Source organism: Synechococcus sp. LTW-G (genome assembly GCF_054459035.1).
Window position 1 is genome coordinate 83559 of sequence record NZ_JBTKYW010000006.1, and the last position, 14372, is coordinate 97930.

The 14372-nt window shown below is 64.5% G+C and carries 19 protein-coding genes and 1 tRNA gene; 8 read left to right on the forward strand and 12 right to left on the reverse strand.

Going from position 1 to position 14372, the window contains the following annotated elements:
* Positions 1 to 240: 240 nt before the first annotated feature.
* The 3 genes from ACXIQ9_RS10050 to ACXIQ9_RS10060 all read left to right on the forward strand — a co-directional run bounded on the left by ACXIQ9_RS10050 (position 241) and on the right by ACXIQ9_RS10060 (position 2477).
* Positions 241 to 600, forward strand: a complete 360-nt coding sequence (locus ACXIQ9_RS10050; RefSeq protein WP_156797829.1) for a hypothetical protein — start codon at positions 241 to 243, stop codon at positions 598 to 600.
* Positions 601 to 659: 59 nt separating this feature from the next.
* Positions 660 to 1025 (forward strand): large conductance mechanosensitive channel protein MscL, encoded by a 366-nt coding sequence (locus ACXIQ9_RS10055; RefSeq protein ID WP_459016581.1) that lies wholly within the window; start codon positions 660 to 662, stop codon positions 1023 to 1025.
* A 126-nt stretch (positions 1026 to 1151) separates the two neighbouring features.
* Positions 1152 to 2477, forward strand: coding sequence for an ammonium transporter (locus ACXIQ9_RS10060; protein WP_424174445.1), 1326 nt, complete (start codon positions 1152 to 1154; stop codon positions 2475 to 2477).
* A gap of 60 nt (positions 2478 to 2537) precedes the next feature.
* Here the strand turns inward: ACXIQ9_RS10060 and msrB are convergent, their stop codons facing one another.
* Genes msrB through gpmI form a run of 3 tightly spaced genes read right to left on the reverse strand, consistent with a single transcriptional unit; the run spans position 2538 to position 4841 of the window.
* Positions 2538 to 3008 (reverse strand): peptide-methionine (R)-S-oxide reductase MsrB, encoded by a 471-nt coding sequence (gene msrB / locus ACXIQ9_RS10065; protein ID WP_459016582.1) that lies wholly within the window; start codon positions 3006 to 3008, stop codon positions 2538 to 2540.
* 4 nt (positions 3009 to 3012) lie between these two features.
* Positions 3013 to 3249 carry a preprotein translocase subunit SecG gene (gene secG / locus ACXIQ9_RS10070; protein ID WP_010315367.1) on the reverse strand — a complete coding sequence of 79 codons (237 nt, stop codon included), beginning with the start codon at positions 3247 to 3249 and terminating at the stop codon, positions 3013 to 3015.
* Positions 3250 to 3269: 20 nt separating this feature from the next.
* Positions 3270 to 4841, reverse strand: a complete 1572-nt coding sequence (gene gpmI / locus ACXIQ9_RS10075) for a 2,3-bisphosphoglycerate-independent phosphoglycerate mutase (RefSeq protein WP_459016583.1) — start codon at positions 4839 to 4841, stop codon at positions 3270 to 3272.
* A 239-nt stretch (positions 4842 to 5080) separates the two neighbouring features.
* Between gpmI and pyrR the strand changes: the two genes are divergently transcribed.
* Positions 5081 to 5623, forward strand: a complete 543-nt coding sequence (gene pyrR / locus ACXIQ9_RS10080; RefSeq protein WP_010315369.1) for a bifunctional pyr operon transcriptional regulator/uracil phosphoribosyltransferase PyrR — start codon at positions 5081 to 5083, stop codon at positions 5621 to 5623.
* Positions 5624 to 5632: 9 nt separating this feature from the next.
* Here pyrR and ACXIQ9_RS10085 read toward each other — a convergent pair whose 3' ends face one another.
* The 3 genes from ACXIQ9_RS10085 to ACXIQ9_RS10095 form a co-directional block, all read right to left on the reverse strand.
* Positions 5633 to 5854 carry a ferredoxin-thioredoxin reductase variable chain gene (locus tag ACXIQ9_RS10085; RefSeq protein WP_010315371.1) on the reverse strand — a complete coding sequence of 74 codons (222 nt, stop codon included), beginning with the start codon at positions 5852 to 5854 and terminating at the stop codon, positions 5633 to 5635.
* A gap of 41 nt (positions 5855 to 5895) precedes the next feature.
* A complete protein-coding gene (locus ACXIQ9_RS10090) occupies positions 5896 to 6726 on the reverse strand; it encodes a hypothetical protein (RefSeq protein ID WP_459016584.1) in 831 nt (276 codons plus the stop codon).
* 80 nt (positions 6727 to 6806) lie between these two features.
* Positions 6807 to 8360 (reverse strand): Hsp70 family protein, encoded by a 1554-nt coding sequence (locus tag ACXIQ9_RS10095; RefSeq protein WP_459016585.1) that lies wholly within the window; start codon positions 8358 to 8360, stop codon positions 6807 to 6809.
* An 86-nt stretch (positions 8361 to 8446) separates the two neighbouring features.
* Here ACXIQ9_RS10095 and ACXIQ9_RS10100 point away from each other — a divergent pair, with 86 nt between their 5' ends.
* Genes ACXIQ9_RS10100 through ACXIQ9_RS10110 form a run of 3 tightly spaced genes read left to right on the forward strand, consistent with a single transcriptional unit; the run spans position 8447 to position 9391 of the window.
* Complete coding sequence (locus tag ACXIQ9_RS10100; protein WP_010315376.1) at positions 8447 to 8752, forward strand: hypothetical protein; 306 nt, start codon at positions 8447 to 8449, stop codon at positions 8750 to 8752.
* Between the two features lie 3 nt (positions 8753 to 8755).
* Positions 8756 to 8986, forward strand: coding sequence for a DNA-directed RNA polymerase subunit omega (locus tag ACXIQ9_RS10105; RefSeq protein ID WP_010315379.1), 231 nt, complete (start codon positions 8756 to 8758; stop codon positions 8984 to 8986).
* 27 nt (positions 8987 to 9013) lie between these two features.
* On the forward strand, positions 9014 to 9391 hold the full coding sequence (locus tag ACXIQ9_RS10110; RefSeq protein WP_296415725.1) for a DUF1818 family protein: 378 nt from the start codon (positions 9014 to 9016) through the stop codon (positions 9389 to 9391).
* On the opposite strand, the gene ACXIQ9_RS10115 is transcribed toward ACXIQ9_RS10110, so the two are convergent.
* Positions 9354 to 10232 carry an NAD(P)-dependent oxidoreductase gene (locus ACXIQ9_RS10115; RefSeq protein ID WP_459016586.1) on the reverse strand — a complete coding sequence of 293 codons (879 nt, stop codon included), beginning with the start codon at positions 10230 to 10232 and terminating at the stop codon, positions 9354 to 9356. The genes ACXIQ9_RS10110 and ACXIQ9_RS10115 overlap by 38 nt on opposite strands.
* Before the next feature lie 358 nt (positions 10233 to 10590).
* Here ACXIQ9_RS10115 and ACXIQ9_RS10120 point away from each other — a divergent pair, with 358 nt between their 5' ends.
* A complete protein-coding gene (locus ACXIQ9_RS10120; RefSeq protein WP_010315385.1) occupies positions 10591 to 10818 on the forward strand; it encodes a DUF2811 domain-containing protein in 228 nt (75 codons plus the stop codon).
* Here ACXIQ9_RS10120 and ACXIQ9_RS10125 read toward each other — a convergent pair.
* The 5 genes from ACXIQ9_RS10125 to ACXIQ9_RS10145 form a co-directional block, all read right to left on the reverse strand.
* Complete coding sequence (locus ACXIQ9_RS10125; protein ID WP_459016587.1) at positions 10799 to 11560, reverse strand: hypothetical protein; 762 nt, start codon at positions 11558 to 11560, stop codon at positions 10799 to 10801. The two genes, ACXIQ9_RS10120 and ACXIQ9_RS10125, sit on opposite strands and share 20 nt — an antisense overlap.
* On the reverse strand, positions 11557 to 12015 hold the full coding sequence (locus ACXIQ9_RS10130) for an EVE domain-containing protein (RefSeq protein ID WP_459016588.1): 459 nt from the start codon (positions 12013 to 12015) through the stop codon (positions 11557 to 11559). The genes ACXIQ9_RS10125 and ACXIQ9_RS10130 overlap by 4 nt, the downstream gene beginning before the upstream one ends.
* 47 nt (positions 12016 to 12062) lie before the next feature.
* Positions 12063 to 13442, reverse strand: coding sequence for a UDP-N-acetylmuramoyl-L-alanine--D-glutamate ligase (gene murD / locus ACXIQ9_RS10135; RefSeq protein ID WP_459016589.1), 1380 nt, complete (start codon positions 13440 to 13442; stop codon positions 12063 to 12065).
* Between the two features lie 30 nt (positions 13443 to 13472).
* Positions 13473 to 13544: transfer RNA gene (locus tag ACXIQ9_RS10140), tRNA-Val, on the reverse strand.
* A gap of 40 nt (positions 13545 to 13584) precedes the next feature.
* Complete coding sequence (locus tag ACXIQ9_RS10145; RefSeq protein WP_459016590.1) at positions 13585 to 14367, reverse strand: photosystem II S4 domain protein; 783 nt, start codon at positions 14365 to 14367, stop codon at positions 13585 to 13587.
* Positions 14368 to 14372: the final 5 nt, after the last annotated feature.

Here is a 14372-nt window from a genome sequence, read left to right on the forward strand (position 1 = left end):
TCATTGCAATGCATCTGGGGCACATTCGTGCCCCTTTTTTGTGCCTATCGCTCGGCGTCGATCAGGGCGATTCCAGTCATGCCTGGACTATTTGTCTAGGCGATGCAATGCAGAGCTATGCCACAGGGCCGCTTTGTCTTGCCGCGAGGGCGAGCTGGTGCGGGTGCAACTGCTCGCCATTGAGCAGGGAAATGAGCGCGAAGAGGCGGACGTATTGTTTTGGCTATGTGAGTCTTGGCTATGCCGCGTCCTGGTGCTTTTGCTGCGAACTTCAGGCCTGAGGTTCTCGATCGCTTTCGGGAGCTCTGCCGGCGGCAGGGCAGGCAGTACACCAAGGTTCTTGAGCGCCTTGCGGAGGTGTATCTAGAGACGGAGGGTGCTGTTCTAGATGGAGCGGTCTCCCCTGGACCGGCGGACCCCGACAGGAAGAAGCGGCTGGTCCAGGTGGAGTCACTTCAGAACAAGCTGCTGGAGGACCTCTTGAAGCGAGTGGAGCTTCTCGAGAAGCAGAAGGTAAAGACGGACTATGAGATCGAGCGTGTTCAGAAGAGCGTTGCTTTTCTGCGCTCCGGTCTTCAAGAGCCCGACTCCAAGGGCTGAAGACTTAGGGGCTTTGAGTCACCCGTGTTCGAATGCAGGCCTGCTTTCCCAGGTCTTTCATGCTCGCTTTTCGTCGCTGGTTGAAGGAATTCACGGAGTTCTTCTTTCAGAAGGGCAATGCCCTGAACCTGGCCATTGCGGTGGTGGTGGGCACCCAGTTTCAGCAGATCGTCGATGCGCTCACGAAAGACCTGTTGATGCCATTGGTGAATCCCCTGATTCGCAATGGCGGCTGGGAAAAGTGGGAGATTCCCAATGCCGGTGGGCAGCTCCTGATTGGACAGGCCCTGAATGTGCTGCTCAATTCCCTGATTGTGGGCTGGGTGCTGTTCTTCATTGTTAAGGCGATCAACCGCTCCCAGCGCATGGCCTCGGCGGGGATGGATCGCCTGCGTGCTGCCCAGGGCGGGGAAGCTGAGGTCTGAGCGGACACGGATCACCTAGAGCCCATCAAATTGTTCGTAGCGAACAGTCCATCTCCTGCAATGTCTGAAACGGTAGCTGTCATCACCGAATGAGTTCGCGTGCCGTTTCTTTCGCGACAGCGCCGATTGCTGATCGCTCTCCTCACCGTTCCTGCGCTGCAGTTCCTGCTGGGTGCGTTCTTGCCAGCCCAGGCGGCAGAAGCCTCACTGGATAGCTCCGACAACACCTTGCTGCTGATCTCGGCAGCAATGGTTCTGTTGATGACCCCTGGTCTGGCCTTCTTCTACGGCGGCTTTGTTCAGGGGCGCAACGTCCTCAACACGATGGCGATGAGCTTCGTGATGATGGGCATCGCCACCTTGGTCTGGGCCAGCTTTGGTTTCAGCTTGGCCTTCGCCGATGGCGGCGCCGCCCAGGCGGTGGTGGGGAACCCCTTCACCTTTGCCCTGCTCGAGCGGCTGCCGGAGGTTTGGGATGGTCTGGCGGTTCCCGGCCTGACCTTTGCCCTGTTCCAGGGCATGTTCGCGATCATCACGCCGGCCCTGATCTCCGGTGCCCTGGTGGAGCGCATCAGCTTCCGCTTCTGGTGCCTGTTCACGCCGATCTGGCTGTTGCTGGTCTATTCCCCGCTGGCCCACATGGTCTGGGGCGGCGGCTTCCTGGGCAAAGACCTCGATTTCGCCGGTGGCACCGTCGTGCACATCAGCTCCGGCGTGACCGCACTGGTGCTGGCCGGTCTGATCGGTGCGCGCCGTCAGTGGCCCAAGGCGATCCGTCCTCCCCATGACGTGACCCAGATCCTGCTGGGTACCGGGTTGCTTTGGTTTGGTTGGTTCGGCTTCAACGGCGGCAGCCAGCTGGCCGTTGGCGGCGCCGAGATTCCCTTTACCACCACCCATGTCGCTGCCGCTGCGGGTCTGGTGGCCTGGTCGGTGGTGGAGACCTGGCGCGATGGCAAGCCCACCGCCGTGGGTATGGCCACCGGGGCTGTGGCTGGCTTGGTGGGCGTGACACCCGCCGCTGGTTTTGTGACCATCGGCTCGGGCATGGCCATCGGTGCGATCACCGCCGTCCTCTGCTACATCTCGGTCCAGGTCAAGGTGAAGCTGCGCTTTGACGATTCCCTCGACACCTATGCCGTCCATGGTGTCGGCGGTACCGCGGGTGCCCTGCTCACCGGCGTGTTTGCAAATGCTGAGTTGATCGCCTCCCACCCCGCCGGCCAGGTCCTGGCGGAACAGGGCCGTGGAGCCCTGGTACTGGGTCAGCTGCAGGCGGTTCTGGTGGCCTATGGCCTGGCTGCCCTTGGCACCTTCTTGATTGCCGGTGTTCTGCGGGGTCTTGGTGTTCAGTTCCGTGTCGGCGAAAACGCTGAAAACCTTGGCGTTGATGTGGCTGAACACGGCGAAGAGGCCTACGCCGAGCGTGTCGGTTCGCCTCAGCTGTTCTGAGCACAAGCTCAATAAGCAAGCCCGGGGTGCAGCGCATCCTGGGCTTCTTGCTGTCTGCCCTCAGGCGTTGGGGGTGAAGGTCAGTGCCACCCCGTTGTTGCAGTAGCGCTTGCCGGTCGGGCGAGGGCCGTCACCGAAGACGTGGCCCTGATGGCCGCCGCAGCGGCGGCAGTGGTATTCGGTCCGGGGGACGATCAATTTGAAGTCCACCTTGGTCTCGATGGCATTGGCTAGGGGCTCCCAGAAGCTGGGCCAGCCGGTGCCGCTGTCGTACTTCGCCTTGGAGCTGAACAGCGGTAGATCACAACCGGCGCAGTGGAAGATGCCGGCGCGTTTCTCGTTGTTGAGGGGGCTGGAGAAAGGAGGCTCGGTCCCCTCCTGACGCAGGACCTGGTAAGCGGCTGGAGACAGGCGTGCCTTCCACTGGGCATCCGTGAGTTGCCACTGCGGATCAGCTGCCTTGCTCGCAGCATCAGCCGATTTGCCGCCCACCAGCAGGGCCAAGGAGGCGAGCAATCCCCGTCGTGTCATCGCGTTAGAGGCCTTTGAACCAGCCGGCGCTGAGGGCCGTGGCCAGTCCCATGAAGATGGCGAGCAGGGTCCAGGTGATGCGGTTCAGGGTCGCTTCAGCGCTGCGGGCGCTGCTGAACATCGAGCTGCCGCTGGAGGCGATGCCACCCATGCCATCCCCCTTGGGGCTGTGAAGGAGAACGGTGATCACCAGCAGTGCACCACTGCTGAGCCAGATCCAGGTGAGGGTGGTTTGAATCATCGATGCAGCCTAGGCAGTGACTAGACGCCGAGGGTCTGGGGGATGCGGCTGGGTTGGCTTGGGCTGCCCAGGGGCGTGATCAGGGAGGCGCCAGTCATGCGGCTCGGCTGCTCCAGGCCCAGGATCTCCAGCAGGGTCGGGGCCACATCCGCCAGACCACCACCACTGCGCAGTTCGACGGCGGTGCCGTGGCCGGGGATCTTGCGCTTTTCGCCCTCCACCAGGATCAAGGGGACGGGGTTGGTGGTGTGGGCGGTCCAGGGCAGGCCATCGGGGCCTTCCATCAATTCGGCGTTGCCGTGGTCGGCGGTGACGATCAGGGTGCCGCCCATGCGGTTGGTGGCCTCGAGCAGGCGGCCCACGCTCCGGTCGACTGCGCCGATGGCTTCAACGGTGGCTTCCATCGCCCCGGTGTGCCCCACCATGTCGGGGTTGGCGTAGTTGATCACCACCAGGGAATAGATCCCCTTGTTGACCGCGGAGATGCAGTTGTCGGTCAGCTGCTCGGCGGACATCGCTGGAGCCTGGTCGTAGGTGGCGACGCGAGGGGAGGGGACCAGGTGACGGTCCTCGCCGGGGTAGGGCTGCTCGATGCCCCCATTCATGAAGTAGGTGACGTGGGGGTACTTCTCGGTTTCTGCCGTGCGGAACTGCCGCAGACCGGCTTCGGAGACCACCTGGCCCAGGAGGCCATCGAGGGACTCAGGGGGGAAGGCCACGCTCACCGGCAGGCCGGCTTCGTATTGGGTGAAGGTAACGACGTTCAGGTCGGGGATGAACGTCCGCTCAAAGCCGTCAAAACCTTCCACCACAAGCGCTTTGACCAGCTGGCGGACGCGGTCAGGGCGGAAGTTGAACAGCACCACACCGTCCCCGGATTCGATCGCGCCGGGAGCCAGTCGGGTGGGTTCGAGAAATTCGTCGTAGATCTCCTCGCCGTAGGACGCCTTCAGGACCTCCTGGGGCGAGAGTTCGCTGATCGTTCCCTCTTCGGTGAGCAGGCGGTAGGCCTTTTCGGTGCGCTCCCAGCGGCTATCACGATCCATCGCCCAGTAACGCCCGCAGAGGGTGCTGATCCGGCCGATTCCTGCGTTTTCGATCTGGGCTTCGATCGTGTTGAGGAAAGGCTCGGCGCTTTGCGGCGGAGTGTCACGGCCATCGGTGATGGCGTGGATGCAGACCTCCTTGAGCCCGCGGGCCTTGGCCCATTGCAGCAGGCCCCCCAGGTGGTCAATGTGGCTATGGACGCCACCGTCGGAGCAGAGGCCGATCAGGTGCAGCGTCTTGCCGCTGCCTCGGAGTTGATCGGCCAGGGCGTTGAGTTCTGCGTTCTCAGCGATGCTGCCGTCGCGCACGGCCTGGCTGATGCGCACCAGTTCCTGGCGAATGATGCGGCCGGCGCCGATGGTCAGGTGACCGACTTCCGAGTTACCCATCTGATCGTCCGGGAGGCCGACATCGGCGCCGCTGGCTTCGATCAGGGTGTGGGGATAGGCATGCCAAAGGGCATCCATCACCGGGGTTTGGGCCGCCCGGATGGCGTTATGGCTGTCGTCGTGGCGGTAGCCCCATCCATCCAGGATGCAGAGCACAACAGGCGCAATCGCTCCGTTCTGGGAGGACTGCGAAGGACCTGCTGCGGTCCCCGCGTTGTGCGAGCTCGATTCGGTGGACGGTATGGCTGTCACCCGATAAAACCCCGCCTTTCCCTGCACGACCAGATGAATCCAACCTACCTCTTGCCTTGCGCTGAGCCAGTCCTCAGCATGGTTGCGTCAGCTTTTGGCTACACCATGGGTTCCCACGCCCATCGCGCTCCCTTCTGAGACCCATGGCCGTTGATCGCGTTGAAATCCTGTCAGCGGTTGAGTTGGGACGGACCCTGAACCGCTTGGCCTCCCAGGTGCTGGAGAGCGTCGATGACAGCCGCGATCTGGTCTTGCTGGGTATTCCAACCCGAGGGGTTGCCTTGGCCGAGGTTTTGGCTCAGTTGCTGGAGCAGCTCTCGGGGCATCCGGTGGATTGCGGCAGTGTCGATCCCACCTTTCACCGCGATGACCTGGACCGCGTCGGTACACGCCTGGTGACGCCGACCTCCTTGCCGTCGAGCCTCGATGGCAAGGAGGTGGTGCTGGTGGATGACGTGATCTTCACGGGGCGCACCGTGCGCGCTGCCCTTGAGGCGCTGCAGGCCTGGGGTCGTCCCAAGCGGGTTTCGCTGCTGGCGATGGTGGACCGCGGCCACCGGGAGCTGCCGATTCAGCCGGACTTCTGTGGTCGCGTGGTCCCGACGAACCGTCAGGAGCTGATCGCCCTCTGCCTCAAGGGGATCGACGGCGAAGAGGGGGTGTTCCTCTTAAAAGGTGAGCCCTAGGGCTGGCCGTCAGGCCACCGCCTCGAGTTCATCGGCGCGGAAGTGGGCGCGGAACTTCCCGAAGGCCACGATCACCGGCATGGTCGGGCTGATGGTGCGGCCCTTGTAGTCGTTCAGGACCTGGAAGACCTCCCCCTGCTGGCCCTTGAGATCGAAGGCCTGGCCGCGGTGCTGCGGGTGGTGGAAGACCACAACGCTCTGGCTGACCGTGACTTGATCTCCCGCCTGCATGAAGGATCGCCCTGAAGTGGTGGCCATCCTGTCACGCGTGATTAACGCCTGCAGGCTGTCTCGGGCCCATCCTCGATGACCTGTCCCCCCAGTTCGGCGCAGGCTTGGCTGAAGGCTTGCCAGTCATCCAGCCCTTGGCTGAGCTTCTGGCTGACGAGTCGGCTGAGCTGGGCCTCGGGGACGTTGGAGCCCAGGCCTCCATGGGAGTCGTGCTCGCCGTGGTCGCGCTTGCGCAGCCCCTCGATCCCCCCCTCGACCTGTTGGCGTAGGGCTTGGGTGTGTTGTTTCCACCAGGGATGTTCGATGCGATTGAGGGCATCGAGGGCTTCCCACCAGCGCTCTTGGGGGATCAGCCGGGCAGCGCGCTCCTTTTGAAACCGGTTTCGGCTCCAGTCCTCACGGAGTTGATCGCCCAGGGCAGTGCCTTGGGGGTTTTGGTCGGCATTCAGGCTCTTGAGCACCGCCAAGGCCCGATCCAGTTGTCCGCGGCGGTAGAGGGACAGGGCTTCGGTCTCCAGTTGCTGTTGCCAAGTCAGCAGGCGCTGTTGGTCCTCCGGGGTGCTGTTGCCGGAGTTGACGAGCAGACGCTGCAGTTGCAGAGCCTGGGCGGGTTGTTGCGCCTGCCAGAGCTGTTCGGCTTTCAGCCGGCGGCAGCGGCTGAGTTCCAAGGGGGCTTGGCCCCCGAGCCAGCGCAGGGCTGAGAGCTGTTCGCCAAAGAGCAGGCAGTCATCCAGTCGCCCGGCTTTGGCCGCTTGATCGAGCCGAGTGGGAAGTTGTTTCTCCCACCAGTAGGCCGCGCCAACCCCCGATGCCACCAAGCCCAAGGTGAGCACCAGCCAAAAACGCGGAAGCCGGTGTCGGCGGATGGCCAAGTGGTGGGTCTGGAGTCCAGCTCCGTTCTATGCAGCGACCTTCCAGTGATCACGCGGCCAGGGGCAGAGTTCGAGCCGGCCTAGCGGACCGCCCCCAAATCGATCGTGCTTTGGCGGATTTGGGTCTGCAGATCCAAAGGCTCAACCTGCAGGTGGCAGGCCGAATCGATCCAAAACTGCAGCTCGATGCGGTCCTCGCCGGGACTGCCGCAGGGGCTCAGGGGAATCTGGACAGGAGCCTGCGGCCAGGCCTGGACCCGGGCAGATCCAGCGCTGTTGCGGCGCAGGACCGGCAGGCCATCGACAAAGACGACTTCGCTGCGCTCCTCGGCTTGGGGTTCGCCAAGCACCAGTTCCAAGGCGCTCTGCTCGGCCTGGCTGCAGGACAGGCGGATGGTCAGGGGTTGCTCGATCGGCCAGCTCTGGCCCGCCATGAACAGCGGATGCCAGCGATGTTCAGCGCTGCGCTGATCCCAGCAACGCAGAGAGACCCCTTGGCTGAGCACATCTTTGATGCGAACCCCGGGGGTCAGGCTCAAGGCGCCCAGGGCCACGGCTTCCACGGGGCGACTCCCCCGCAGGGGGATGCCCGGGAGCCGTTGCTGGATCCAGTCGCGAATCAAGGGGATCTGGGCGCTTCCCCCCACGGGCAGAACCGCATCAATGTCCTCGGCTTGTACGCCCGCGGCCCGCGCTGCAGCCAGGACGCTCTCCAGCAAGTCGTCCAACAGGCTCAGCAGCCCCCGTTCTTCGAGCAGTTGCTGGAGCTCCGCCCGCTGTAGCCGCAGCGGGATGGCGCCGGCGTCCTGGGGCGTCCAGAGCGCCAGCGCCTCCTCCGCTTTGCTCAATTCGCACTTGAGCCTTTCGCAGACCTCGAGCAGTCCCCGCGGCGGGCTGGTCCAATACGGGCAGAGATGGGCCGCAATCCAGCGGTCGAGATCGCGGCCGCCGATGGCCAGTCCGGCCTTCCCCAGGACCTCGGCGGTCCGCAGGGTTTGTTGGCTGTTTTTGAGGGTCCGGCCGCCAAAGCGCAGCAGTTGGGCGATGGGTGCTGCCCGGCCCTCGCCGCCCGGCAGCGCCACCAGCGACAGGTCGGTGGTGCCCCCGCCCACGTCGACCACCAGCACACGGCTGCCGGGGGGGAGGCCTGCGCCGATGGCCGCAGCGGTGGGCTCATCCACCAGGGCCACATCAGGGACGTCCATGGCCTCGACGGCCTCCAGTAGCCACTGGCGGTAGCCCCGGTAGCCATCGATCGGTGCGGTCAGCACCAGGCGATCCGGTGCGAGGGCCTCCGGTAGATGGGACCAGATCTGCTCCAGCAGCAGGCGCCCGCTTTGTTCTGGGCTCAGCCAGCTGGCACTGGTCTCGCTTCTGGGTTGACCGATCAGACGTTTGAAGTCCCGCTGCAGCTGGGGCCCGTCTTGCTCCAGGAGTCCCCCTTCGACGACCTGCCGTCCAATCAGCGGTTGGCGGGTCTCCCGATCCGCCAACCAGATCAGGCTGGGGATGACGACCGGATCGCTGCTGCTGAAGGGCGGCAGCGGCAGCAGGCAGGCGCTCTGATCACCGGCGCCTTGATGGGCTACCACCGTGGTGGTGCTGCCGAGGTCAATGGCAAGGGTGCCGGCCATTGGCCAAAGCTGAAGGGAAACTGCCGTCTAAGAGGGTGACGCAAAACCAGGCTTCATGGTGAGACAAGCGGGACTTGTCTTGGGTCATGGAGCGGGTTGCTGTTGCCCTGTGGTCGTTCTATCGGGAGGACCCCGAGCAGGCGCGTCGCCTGGATCCTCTCCTCGCCGCGCGACTGTCCCGTGGTTGGGGCTCCTTGCGGATTGAGTGCAGGGATCTCGCTCACCGCGCCATGGTCTGTGGCGTGATCGATCTACTGAGGCCGCCGCTGGAGGCGCTTCAGCTGGCTCGCGAGATTCGTCTGGTGGTGGCTGGGGAGGAGCCGATGGTCTTCCCCGTCAGCGTTCCCTTATCCAGCAGTCTGCTGACCTACGATGAGTCGATCGGCGAATAGTGCATGTATCTCGGCGTCAACGTCAGCCCCAAAGAGCTCGCGCAGCGCGCTGAGAATCTCGTTCGGCAGTCCAGCAACCGCTACCTGACCACCGTCCGCATCGCCTTCCGCGCCAAGCAGCGTCGTTTCGATGACTTCGACGGTCTGCTGGAGGATTCGATGGTGAAGCCCGTGCAGCGCGCCATCATCGAGCTGAGCGACGAGCAGGACCAGCCCGATCTGCTTCCTGGTTGAGCCTCAACGGATGCGGTTCGCTCCCGGGTGACCGTGATTGAACGCGAAGGAGAAGGGTGGCGCTTGGCATGGGATGCCGGCCGTCACCCTTTTTCCGTGTTGATTGGAGGTGATGGCTGGGCGGTGGAGCTCAGTGAGGCCGAAGCCTGCAGCCTCCGCGATGGCCTGGGCGCGCTCATCGACCAGCACCGTCAGCTGATCGATCAACTGATGGCCGAAGAAGCGATCGAGCTTGAGCTCGAACGGGAGGGCTGGTGGATGGCCCTCGATGGCGACCGCCAGGGCTGGGCGTTGAGGGTGATGCTCACCCCTGGGCCGGGGCAGCGGGCGATCGAGGGCAGCTGGAGTCGGGAGGCAGCCGCTGGCTTTACCGCGGCGCTCTCTCAGCTCCATGGCCAGCCGTGAGGGCGTGTAGGGCGCAGTAATCCAGCCCATCGAGGCCTGCTGCAGTGGATCCTTGCAGCAGGTGCAGGAGTCCTTCGAGCCCGTCGCCGTTCAGTCCTGCGGCCTGCGAGGCCTGGAGGAAGAGGGCGAGGTCCTTGCGCAGGTGGGCCGTGGGGAAGTTGGGGTTGCCGTAGTCGCCCGCGAGTTCCCGCTCCAGTTTTTTGTCGAAGGTGGGGGCGTAGAGGGCACTTCCCCGCAGGATCTCCATGAAGGCCTCCACCTCCACCCCGCTGTGCTGCACCAGATGCAGCGAGAGGCTGAAGGCATGGGTGAGGCTGGCGATGAGCTGGTTGAGGGCCAGCTTGCAGGCCATGGCGCTGCCCACGGCCCCAAGCCGCCTGGGGGCTTCGCTGAGTTGGGTCAGGATCGGTTGGGCCGCGGCAAAGACCGCAGGCTCGCCGCCCGCCATCAGTTGCAGCCGGCCGAGGAGGGCTTCCGGTTTGCTGCCCAGGACCGGAGCTTCCAGGTAGCGCCCTCCGCGCGCTGCCACACCATCGGCCAGGGCCTGGCTTTCCTCGGGGCCGATCGTGGCGATTTGGATCACGATGCGGCCGTCGAGCTGCTGATCCAGGTCCCCGAGAAGCAGTGCCGAGGTGCTGGGTCCATCGCTCAGCACGGTGATCAGCCAGTCCGCCTGCTCGGCCACCTCCCGGGCCGTGGCGGCGCTGCGGGCTCCCGCCTGGATCAAGTCTTGGCAGCGCTCCGGCGAGCGGTTCCAGACCCAGAGCTCCTGCTCACCCTCGAGGAGCCGCCGGGCGATCGCACTCCCCAGCAGGCCGGTTCCAAACAGGGCGATGGCCATGGCGGCAGGGGTGAGATTGCTGATGAGATCATCGCTCTGATCAGGACTGCTGATCTCCGTTTTTCTCCCAGCCGAGCGCGCCTCTTCCCCAGGGTTTTGCACTGGTTTTCCACAGCCTGAGGGCACTAGCGGGCAGTCGCCCCAGTCACCTGGGGAGAACGGCCATCAATTCGGCAAGCCCTGTTGACAAGCCCTGGTGGCCTGACAGGGGTGCTGGCTCTGTCGCCGCTGCGGGGTGCAAACCCGCTCAGGCTGCTGTGATCTAGCCCTGAGATCCCCTGGGAATGGCTCGATCAGGGCGGTGTTGACCGTTCCCTCGCGTTGTGGGGAACTAGTGCTCATCGACCGCAGGAACGGCATGGAAGCAACTGGCACGGTGAGCATGTGCGCTGAGGTTCCCGAGCCCCTGCTTCAGTCCATGCAGGGCTTTATTGAGGCCCACCCCAACTGGGATCAATACCGCCTCTTCCAGGCGGCCCTGGCCGGCTTTCTGGTCCAAAACGGCGTGCAGACCCGTGAGATCACCCGCTGCTATCTGGCGAACCTCTTCCCGCAGCAATCCCGCTTCAGCGAGCCCCTCGCCTGATCCGGCGCCATTGGACATAGCTGTTGGTCACGGTCGTGGCCATCAGGCAGAGGGATGGCACCACCACCGCGCAGGTGATCAGCAGGCCCGAGCCATCCCAGAGCAGTTCACTCAGGAGGCCCAGGATGAAGGGCAGGCCTGTGATGGCAAGCAGCACCGCCGAGAGAGCCAGCAGGCCCGGCCCTTGCTGCTCCAGCAGCGCAAAGCCTGCCCGGAAGGCTTGGGTCGCTCCGAGGCCTTCCGCCACCACTAGGCAGGCGTTGAAGAGCTGACTGAGGGCGAGTCCCCCCCCGAGGACGACGCCAACCACCAGGGGCAGGGGCGCCAGAGGCTCAGCAATCAGCAGCAGCAGGGACCAGCTCAGGAAGCTCGTCAACACGATCAGGCTGAGGGCGGTGGTGAGGCGCAGGACCCCCCGGGTGAGGTGCCAGCTGCAGGCACCATGCCAGCGGTAGAGGGCGCCGGCCTTGGGGGCCAGGCCGCGACTGAGATCCAATCCCGCTCGGGTGAGGCCATCGATCAACCAGATCAGGCTGATGGCATAGAGCGCAATCCCGATCAGCCGGATCAGTAGGGAGAGTCCAGCGTTGCTGATGGCTTCCCCCAGGCCGAACAAGACCCAACCCAACAGGTGCAGGCCAAACAGGCTGGCGGTAAATCCCAGAACAATCCGCGGGTAAGCCCTCAGTTGGCTGAGGCTGTCGAGCAAGGCTCGCCCCGGCTTGATCTGGGCTTGCTTCAAAGGGGTCCGAGGAGGGCAAGGAGCCGCTCAGCGCTGGCATCAGGGACCGGCAGGATCGAAAGACGATTGCCGTTGCGCACCACCGGCAGCTCCTCGACGCTGAACTGTTCCCGCAGGGCGTCAAGGCTCAGCATGGCGACAAAGGTGCCGACGTACTTCAGGCGAACACAGTCCCAGCGGGGTGCTTCCGGTTTGGATTTGGGGTCGAAGTATTTGTTCGCTGAATCGAATTGAGAGGGGTCAGTGATCCCGGTCTCGATCACTTCCATCATCCCGACAATGCCCGGTGGTTTGGCGTTGGAGTGATAGAAGAAAGCGCGATCGCCGATCGACATGGAGCGCATGAAATTGCGCGCTTGATAGTTGCGAATGCCATCCCACAGCGTTGTGCCCTCGCGCTGGAGATGCTGGATGCCATAGACATCCGGCTCACTCTTCATCAGCCAGTAGGCCAAGGCTGCTCGTCCCGTTGGCCGCGAGTGTAAGGCGGTTGTTCAGGCCCCTAGAGGCCCTCGGTCAGGGAGCGGAAATGCTCGCCTCGCGCTTCAAAGTCGCGGTATTGATCGAAGCTGGCGCAGGCCGGAGAGAGCAGGACAGCCCGGCAGTGTTCCCGTTGGCTGAGCTGTCGTGCCGCAGCCACCGCTTCAGGGAGGGCGTCGCAGCACTGGATCACGCCGGTGTACCCGCCGGAGAGCAGCAGCTCTTGAAAGTGGGATTGGGCGGCACCGAAGAGCACTACGGCCTTGGCGCTGCGTTGAAGCGCCGCGATCCAGGCGCTGGCATCCCCCTGCTTGGCCTCCCCGCCGGCCAGGGCCACAAGGGGACCTTTGACTGCCCGCAGGGCCACTTCGGCGGCGTCGTAGTTGGTGGCTTTGCTGTCGTTGATCCAGTCGACCCCATCGAGGCTGCGGATCAGCTCGAGTCGGTGGGGGACGCCGGGGAAGGCCCGCAGGGCCGCTTCCATCGCCGAGCCGCTGAGGCCCAGCTCCAATCCCACGGACAGGGCCATCAGCATGTTCTGGCGGTTATGGGCCCCCGGCATGGCCAGAGCGTTGGCTGGGAGTAGGGCGCCGCTGCGCTGCATGACCTGATTCCCCTCGATCCAAAGCCAGGGGTCGATTCCTTTGGCCAGGGCCGTCTCCCGGGATGACGCGGTGATCCAGCGGGCGTTCGGCCAGGTGGCGGCGTGCGCGCAGAGGTCAGGGTCATCCCCATTCAGCACTTGGATCGCAGAGCGCTCCAGCAGTCCCCGTTTGATGGCTCTGTAGTTCTCGAGCGTTCCGTGCCGCTCCAGGTGATCCGGAGTCAGCGTGGTCCAGAGGCCGATGGCCGGAGCCAGCTCCGGGGCGGATTCGATTTGATAGCTGCTCAGTTCCACCACCAGGGCCTTGGGCCGGGTCTGCCCCTCAGAGAAGCGTTCGAGGGCCAACTCCGCGGCGGAGTGGCCGACATTGCCGCACATCGGCGCGTCGATGCCCCCCTGCTCGAGCAGGTGAGCGACCAGATGGGTGACCGTGGTCTTGCCGTTGGTCCCGGTGATGCCAATCCAAGGGGTCGAACCGCTGGCTTCCCAGGCGGTGCTGATCTCACCGTTGGTGGGGATTCCTTGCTGCCGCAGCCAGATCAAGGTCGGGTGATCCCAACGGATGCCCGGGCTGACGATCACCCGTTCACAGTCCCCCAGGAGCGGCTCAAAACTTTCTGGTGCCAGGGGCTTGCCCAGCTCCACCGCGATCCCTTCGCCGCGGAGCTTCTCGGCCTTGCGCTGATGCTCAGCCCCCTGGCCGCTTTCCAGCACCAGAACGTTGGCTCCGTGCCGTGCCAGTAAGCGTGCGGCCCCAAGACCCGATCGGCCCAGCCCGAGAACCACGGTCACTGGCATGGCCTTGATGCTCGGGATCGAGTTGAAAAGTGGGCGATACTGGAATCGAACCAGTGACTCCTACCGTGTCAAGGTAGTGCTCTACCTCTGAGCTAATCGCCCTCAGAAGCCTCTCGGCTTGAGGAACCTAGCAGTCGGTGGATCAGCGTCTTTTCATCACCAGGCGCCAGCGTTCCCGTTTGGTGGGCTGAATCTCGAGGATCTCCAGCTCCCCTCGGCCATCGAGGCGGACCCGGTCGCCCTGCTTGAGCTCTCGGCTGGGGCTAGTGATGACGGCCCAATTCACCCGAACGGCCCCCGCCCGGATCCAGTCGGCCATTTTGCTGCGGGACACCCCAAGCCCCGCCGAGGCCACGGCATCCAGGCGCAGTGAGGCTTCGACGCTGCTGAGTTGCTTCGGGGTGCGGCTGGCGGGGAGTTGCAGGGCGCTGACGGCCACGGCCTCAGTGCTGATCTCAACGCTGCGCACCTGCGCCGTTCGTCCCCCCCAGGCCTCTGCGACTTCCTGCCGCAGGATCAGTTGGGCCCCGCGGTCACCCCGCATCCAGATGTCGCCGAGGTCCCCCGCTTGGGCTCCGGCCTGGATCAGGCCTTGGCGCACATCCAAGGGTTCGGCTGGATCAAAGAGGAAGTTTCCCGTGATCACGAGCCCCTGCAGGGGTGGTTCTGGCCGTTCGCCGTCGCTGATCTCCACGCGGCGCAGCAGCAACCTGCGGCGCTCGGCCTGGGGCCAGCCGCCGTCGCTGGAGAGGGTCAGCTCGGTCAGGCTGCCGAGTCGCACTAGCGCCTCCTCGAGGAGGTCAGCGGCGAGGAAGTCACTCCAAACGGGTTCCCAGGTGCGCAGGGCCTGCTCCGCCAGGCCGATGAGCGCCCCCATGGCCTCGGGGTTGCGACAGCCCTGCAGCAGTTGATCACGGGGCAGCATCGGCG

Excerpts from the sequence above, each read along its gene's own strand:
- ACXIQ9_RS10145 (WP_459016590.1), bottom strand. The coding sequence starts at position 14,367 with ATGCTGCCCCGTGATCAACTGCTGCAGGGCTGTCGCAACCCCGAGGCC.
- ACXIQ9_RS10050 (WP_156797829.1), top strand. The coding sequence starts at position 241 with ATGCCGCGTCCTGGTGCTTTTGCTGCGAACTTCAGGCCTGAGGTTCTC.
- ACXIQ9_RS10120 (WP_010315385.1), top strand. The coding sequence starts at position 10,591 with ATGGAAGCAACTGGCACGGTGAGCATGTGCGCTGAGGTTCCCGAGCCC.
- ACXIQ9_RS10105 (WP_010315379.1), top strand. The coding sequence starts at position 8,756 with ATGTATCTCGGCGTCAACGTCAGCCCCAAAGAGCTCGCGCAGCGCGCT.
- pyrR (WP_010315369.1), top strand. The coding sequence starts at position 5,081 with ATGGCCGTTGATCGCGTTGAAATCCTGTCAGCGGTTGAGTTGGGACGG.
- ACXIQ9_RS10085 (WP_010315371.1), bottom strand. The coding sequence starts at position 5,854 with ATGCAGGCGGGAGATCAAGTCACGGTCAGCCAGAGCGTTGTGGTCTTC.
- msrB (WP_459016582.1), bottom strand. The coding sequence starts at position 3,008 with ATGACACGACGGGGATTGCTCGCCTCCTTGGCCCTGCTGGTGGGCGGC.
- ACXIQ9_RS10055 (WP_459016581.1), top strand. The coding sequence starts at position 660 with ATGCTCGCTTTTCGTCGCTGGTTGAAGGAATTCACGGAGTTCTTCTTT.
- ACXIQ9_RS10100 (WP_010315376.1), top strand. The coding sequence starts at position 8,447 with ATGGAGCGGGTTGCTGTTGCCCTGTGGTCGTTCTATCGGGAGGACCCC.
- ACXIQ9_RS10095 (WP_459016585.1), bottom strand. The coding sequence starts at position 8,360 with ATGGCCGGCACCCTTGCCATTGACCTCGGCAGCACCACCACGGTGGTA.
- secG (WP_010315367.1), bottom strand. The coding sequence starts at position 3,249 with ATGATTCAAACCACCCTCACCTGGATCTGGCTCAGCAGTGGTGCACTG.
- murD (WP_459016589.1), bottom strand. The coding sequence starts at position 13,442 with ATGCCAGTGACCGTGGTTCTCGGGCTGGGCCGATCGGGTCTTGGGGCC.
- ACXIQ9_RS10115 (WP_459016586.1), bottom strand. The coding sequence starts at position 10,232 with ATGGCCATCGCCCTGTTTGGAACCGGCCTGCTGGGGAGTGCGATCGCC.